The sequence below is a fragment of the Saccharothrix tamanrassetensis genome, assembly GCF_014203665.1.
Classification (GTDB): Bacteria; Actinomycetota; Actinomycetes; order Mycobacteriales; family Pseudonocardiaceae; genus Actinosynnema; species Actinosynnema tamanrassetense.
In genome coordinates, this window is the sequence record NZ_JACHJN010000026.1 from 1 (window position 1) to 2,678 (window position 2,678).

General features: G+C 57.4%; 2 rRNA genes. Both read left to right on the forward strand.

Features of this window, described 5'->3' with window-relative positions:
• Positions 1-2,448: ribosomal RNA gene (locus tag FHS29_RS36140) — 23S ribosomal RNA — on the forward strand; the annotation flags it as partial.
• A 109-nt stretch (positions 2,449-2,557) separates the two neighbouring features.
• Positions 2,558-2,674: ribosomal RNA gene (gene rrf, locus FHS29_RS36145) — 5S ribosomal RNA — on the forward strand.
• Positions 2,675-2,678 lie beyond the last annotated feature (4 nt).

The following is a 2,678-nucleotide window of genomic DNA, read 5'->3' on the forward strand; positions in this document are numbered from 1 at the left end:
GGGGTGACGGCGTGCCTTTTGAAGAATGAGCCTGCGAGTTAGTGCTGCGTGGCGAGGTTAACCCGTGTGGGGTAGCCGTAGCGAAAGCGAGTCCGAATAGGGCGGTTGAGTCGCGTGGTCTAGACCCGAAGCGGAGTGATCTAGCCATGGCCAGGGTGAAGCGTGGGTAAGACTGCGTGGAGGCCCGAACCCACCAGGGTTGAAAACCTGGGGGATGAGCTGTGGTTAGGGGTGAAAGGCCAATCAAACTCCGTGATAGCTGGTTCTCCCCGAAATGCATTTAGGTGCAGCGTCGTGTGTTTCGTGCCGGAGGTAGAGCACTGGATGGTCTAGGGGGCCCACAAGCTTACCGAAATCAACCAAACTCCGAATGCCGGTACGTGAGAGCGCGGCAGTGAGACTGCGGGGGATAAGCTTCGTAGTCGAGAGGGAAACAGCCCAGAACGCCGGCTAAGGCCCCTAAGTGTGTGCTAAGTGGGAAAGGATGTGGGGTCGCCCAGACAACCAGGAGGTTGGCTTAGAAGCAGCCACCCTTTAAAGAGTGCGTAATAGCTCACTGGTCAAGTGGTCCTGCGCCGACAATGTAGCGGGGCTCAAGCACACCGCCGAAGCCGTGTCATTCCGATTATGTCGGGATGGGTAGGGGAGCGTCGTTCAGCCATTGAAGCGCCGGAGTGATCCAGGTGTGGAGGCTGGACGAGTGAGAATGCAGGCATGAGTAGCGAAAGCAGAGTGGGAAACTCTGCCGCCGGATGACCAAGGGTTCCTGGGCCAGGCTAATCCGCCCAGGGTAAGTCGGGACCTAAGGCGAGGCCGACAGGCGTAGTCGATGGACAACGGGTTGATATTCCCGTACCCGTGTGAACGCGCCCATGGCGAACCTTGTGATACTAACCGCCCGAAGCCTCCTGAAAGTCTTCGGACGATCGGGATCGTGGAGCGCGGGACCTGAACTTGTAGTAGTCAAGCGATGGGGTGACGCAGGAGGGTAGCTCCGCCAGTGAGTGGTAGTACTGGTGTAAGCGTGTAGGCCGCAGCATAGGCAAATCCGTGTTGCATGAAGGCTGAGACGTGATGCATAGCCGATTGAGGCGAAGTAGGGTGATCCCATGCTGTCGAGAAAAGCCTCTAGTGAGTGTTCACGCGGCCCGTACCCCAAACCGACACAGGTGGTCAGGTAGAGAATACCGAGGCGATCGGGCGAACTGTGGTTAAGGAACTCGGCAAAATGCCCCCGTAACTTCGGGAGAAGGGGGGCCGAGGGATTTGAAGCCTTTTTCGGGCTAGGATTTTTCGGCCGCAGAGACCAGCGAGAAGCGACTGTTTACTAAAAACACAGGTCCGTGCGAAGTCGCAAGACGATGTATACGGACTGACGCCTGCCCGGTGCTGGAACGTTAAGGGGACCGGTTAGTCTTTCGGGGCGAAGCTGAGAACTTAAGCGCCAGTAAACGGCGGTGGTAACTATAACCATCCTAAGGTAGCGAAATTCCTTGTCGGGTAAGTTCCGACCTGCACGAATGGCGTAACGACTTCTCGACTGTCTCAACCACAGGCCCGGCGAAATTGCATTACGAGTAAAGATGCTCGTTACGCGCGGCAGGACGGAAAGACCCCGGGACCTTTACTATAGCTTGGTATTGGTGTTCGGTTCGGCTTGTGTAGGATAGGTGGGAGACTGTGAAGCGGCCACGCCAGTGGTTGTGGAGTCGTCGTTGAAATACCACTCTGGTCGTACTGGATGTCTAACCTCGGTCCGTGATCCGGATCAGGGACAGTGCCTGGTGGGTAGTTTAACTGGGGCGGTTGCCTCCCAAAGGGTAACGGAGGCGCTCAAAGGTTCCCTCAGCCTGGTTGGCAATCAGGTGTCGAGTGCAAGTGCACAAGGGGGCTTGACTGTGAGACCGACGGGTCGAGCAGGGACGAAAGTCGGAACTAGTGATCCGGCCATGGCTTGTGGAAGCGTGGTCGCTCAACGGATAAAAGGTACCCCGGGGATAACAGGCTGATCTTGCCCAAGAGTCCATATCGACGGCATGGTTTGGCACCTCGATGTCGGCTCGTCGCATCCTGGGGCTGGAGTAGGTCCCAAGGGTTGGGCTGTTCGCCCATTAAAGCGGTACGCGAGCTGGGTTTAGAACGTCGTGAGACAGTTCGGTCCCTATCCGCCGCGCGCGTAGGATACTTGCGGAAGGCTGTCCCTAGTACGAGAGGACCGGGACGGACGGACCTCTGGTGTGCCAGTTGTCCTGCCAAGGGCATTGCTGGTTGGCTACGTTCGGAAGGGATAACCGCTGAAAGCATCTAAGCGGGAAGCTCGTTCCTAGATGAGGTATCCCACCCTTCGTGGGGTAAGGCCCCCAAGAGACTATTGGGTTGATAGGCCGGAGATGGAAGGTCGGTAACGGCTGGAGTTGACCGGTACTAATAGGCCGAGGACTTGCTCACAAACATGCTACGCATCCACTGTGCGGTTCTGAAAGAACCAACCGGACACACCGGCGACCACCAGGTTTGGTGCGGCGCGGGTGTCTGTGGGTTGGTAATTTCATAGTGTTTCGGTGGTCATGGCGGAGGGGGAACACCCGGTCCCATTCCGAACCCGGTAGTTAAGCCTTCCAGCGCCGATGGTACTGCACTCGTGAGGGTGTGGGAGAGTAGGACGCCGCCGAACATTC